Annotated in this window: 6 protein-coding genes; 2 read left to right on the forward strand and 4 right to left on the reverse strand. The window is 68.0% G+C overall.

Going from position 1 to position 2,770, the window contains the following annotated elements; genetic code table 11:
- Positions 1-110, reverse strand: a 110-nt coding sequence (locus tag V6M46_RS03980; RefSeq protein ID WP_332662477.1) for a B-box zinc finger protein, incomplete at its 3' end; no start/stop codon positions are given.
- Positions 107-637: a peptidylprolyl isomerase gene (locus V6M46_RS03985; RefSeq protein WP_332662472.1), complete on the reverse strand. Its 531-nt coding sequence runs from the start codon at positions 635-637 to the stop codon at positions 107-109. The genes V6M46_RS03985 and V6M46_RS03980, both read right to left, overlap by 4 nt.
- Before the next feature lie 107 nt (positions 638-744).
- On the opposite strand from V6M46_RS03985, the gene V6M46_RS03990 reads away from it, so the two are divergent.
- On the forward strand, positions 745-882 hold the full coding sequence (locus V6M46_RS03990) for a hypothetical protein (RefSeq protein WP_332662473.1): 138 nt from the start codon (positions 745-747) through the stop codon (positions 880-882).
- The gene (locus V6M46_RS03995) at positions 882-1,655 is read left to right on the forward strand and encodes an enoyl-CoA hydratase/isomerase family protein (protein ID WP_332662474.1); all 774 of its coding nucleotides are present in this window, start codon (positions 882-884) and stop codon (positions 1,653-1,655) included. Before V6M46_RS03990 ends, V6M46_RS03995 begins: the two co-directional genes overlap by 1 nt.
- 100 nt (positions 1,656-1,755) lie before the next feature.
- Here the strand turns inward: V6M46_RS03995 and V6M46_RS04000 are convergent, their stop codons facing one another.
- Complete coding sequence (locus V6M46_RS04000) at positions 1,756-2,085, reverse strand: DUF3817 domain-containing protein (protein WP_332662475.1); 330 nt, start codon at positions 2,083-2,085, stop codon at positions 1,756-1,758.
- Between the two features lie 4 nt (positions 2,086-2,089).
- The coding region (locus tag V6M46_RS04005) for an SURF1 family protein (RefSeq protein WP_332662476.1) at positions 2,090-2,770 on the reverse strand (681 nt) is incomplete at its 5' end.

Genomic DNA, 2,770 nt, shown 5'->3' on the forward strand with positions numbered 1-2,770 from the left:
GCGTCGTTCATGCACTCCGGACAGATCAGCCGCTCACAGCGCTGGCACGAGATGTAGGCCTCGCGGTCAGGATGCCGGTAGCAGCGATAGTCCGAAGCCGGGAGGTTCACGCCTCGCGTCGCTCAATCGTCAGCTTCTCGATGACAACCGGCTCGATCGGGCGATCGAATCCGTCGGTCGGCGCCGAGCCGATGGCATCGACGACGGCCTTGCTGTCGGCGTCGACGACCTCACCGAAGATCGTGTGCTTGCGGTTGAGCCAGTCCGTCGGCACGAGGGTGATGAAGAACTGCGAGCCGTTGGTGCCGGGCCCGGCGTTGGCCATCGCGAGCAGGTAGGGCTTGTTGAACTTCAGGTCCGGGTGGAACTCGTCCTCGAACTCGTAGCCGGGGCCGCCGGTGCCGGTGCCCAGCGGGTCGCCGCCCTGCAGCATGAAGTTGGCGATGATGCGGTGGAACCCGAGGCCGTCGTAGAACGGCTTGTTCGAGATCTGGCCGGTGGCCGGGTCGATCCAGTCCTTGGTGCCCTCGGCGAGGCCGACGAAGTTGTCGACGGTCTTGGGGGCGTGGTTGGGGAAGAGCTCCACGACGATGGCGCCGTGGTTGGTCGTGAAGGTCGCGATGAGCTGCGAGGCCACAGGGGGATTCCTTTCGGTTGCTGCGCCCATCTTTTCATGGGACGCCAAGACCGCCCGGCGGCGGGCAGGGGTGCGATCCTGGCCGCCTGAGGTCTATCGTGACCCGCATGTCGAAGTCGGAGAAGAGACATCCCGTCCGGAAGTTTTTCCTGTTCGCGCTGATCGCTGGCGCCGTCGTGGCGGTCCGCAACGCGGTCGCGGACAAGGGGGGTTCGTACGACCCCGACGAGGCCGACCTGCGCTGATGCCGGTCACGGTCGAACGTGCCGGTGACATCGCCGTCCTGACGTTCAGCGCTCCACCTGTCAACCTCTACTCACTCGAGCTGCACGACGAGCTCGACCGCGCGCTCGACGAGGTCGAAGCGTTGTCGCCGCGTGCCCTCCTGATCCGCGCCGAGGGCAAGGTCGTGTCCGGCGGGGTCGACGTCTCGCAGTTCCACGCGCGCAAGACCAAGGCCGACACCAAGCGGCTGTACGACCGGATGATCGAGCTGCCCAACCGCGTCGACGCGCTGCCGTTCCCGGCGGTCTTCGCCGCACATGCGCTGACGCTGACCTGGGCGTTCGAGGTGGCCCTCGCGTGCGACCTCATCCTGGCCTCGGAGAAGGCGAAGTTCGGCCTCGTCGAACGCGTCATCGGGCTGACCCCGACGATGGGTGGCACGCAGCGACTCGCCGCCCGCGCGGGAGTCGGCCGGGCCAAGGAGCTCGTGTTCACCGGCGAGCTCTACGACGCCGCCACGCTTGAACGGTGGAACGTCGTCAACCGGGTGCTGCCGCCCGAGGGCTTCGACGACGCCGTGCTGGCCTTCGTCGAGCACCTCGCGAGCGGACCGACCCGGGCATTCGGTGCGGCCAAGAACGTCCTGCGCCGCTTCGAGGCCGGGGGAGTCCCCGAGGCGAACGCCCATGTCACGGCGATCGCCGCCGAGCTGTTCGACACCCGCGACCTGCAGGACGGCATGGCGTCGTTCCTGCGAGACGGCCCCGGCAAGGCCACCTTCACCGGCATGTAGTCGGCCGCTGCGGTTTACCAGGAGAACCTGGTAAAGCGCCAGTTCACCGGGCAAATTTGCCCGGAGGAGTGATGGTTTACCAGGTTCTCCTGGTAAACCATCAGACCGGGGCGGACTCCGCAGCGCGTACGGCGGCGGTCGCGCGGTGCTCGGCCCAGAAGCTCACGAACGGGATCGTCGCGAACAGCATCGTGGTCACGATGAACGCCGGCTTCCACCGGTGCCGCCTGGCCAGCACGGCGATCAGCACCAGCAGGGCCATGAACAGGTAGCCGTGAATCATGTCGACGATCCCGATGGCACCAGAGTTCCGGTTCCACCACGACGAGTCATCCGTGCTCAGCTGCGCGATCCACGCACCGATCACGAAGATCAGGTTGATGCCGACGACGTAGGCGACGACTCGATAGGCCTTGGCTACTCCACTCACGGCGTCAGGCTACCTTCGGCCTCGAAGCGGCCACGCTCTCGGTCGACATCCGCCACCACATGAACAGCGCGAACAGGCCGAACACCCACCACTGCACGGCGTACGCCAGGTTGCGCAGGCCCACGGTCCACGACACGTCGCCGGGTTCCGGCGGTGGCACGAGGTCCAGCCCGCCGGCGGCCGATGCGCTGGTGCTCACGGCAAAGCCGGAGTAGAGGTCGTACGGAAGCTCATTCGTCAGCGCCGGGATGCGCACCGAGCCGATCTCGCGCCGGTCCGGGTCGTACGCTGCCTCACCCGCCTCGCCGGGTTGGAGCACGGCATCGATCGTGACCTCGCCCGGGGGCACTGCGGGGAAGTCGGTGGCCGCCGGCGCCCACCCGCGTACGACCAGCAGCGCGTGGTCGTCACCGTCGACGAGCAAGGGGGCGAGCAGCCAGGCGCCGGTACGTCCGCCCTGCTCCTTGCCCGTCACCCACACCTGCTCGGTCGCCGGGGCGAACGTGCCCGTCGCCGTCACCGGGCGGTGGTTGAGCCGGGCCTCGAACGGCTGGTCGGGACCCCACAGCCCGGACAGGGCGACGCGGGGGACCTGCTGCTTGTCGGCGCGCTCGTGCTCCTGGCGCGAGTCGTAGGCCCCGAGCTGCCACAGCCCCATGAAGATGCAGAAGCCGACCGCGACGAC

It is taken from the genome of Aeromicrobium sp. (assembly GCF_036676885.1).
Taxonomy (GTDB): domain Bacteria; phylum Actinomycetota; class Actinomycetes; order Propionibacteriales; family Nocardioidaceae; genus Aeromicrobium.

What these genes read in the sequence shown, in the direction of transcription:
- V6M46_RS03995 (WP_332662474.1), top strand. Translation starts at nt 882, where the DNA reads ATGCCGGTCACGGTCGAACGTGCCGGTGACATCGCCGTCCTGACGTTC.
- V6M46_RS03990 (WP_332662473.1), top strand. Translation starts at nt 745, where the DNA reads ATGTCGAAGTCGGAGAAGAGACATCCCGTCCGGAAGTTTTTCCTGTTC.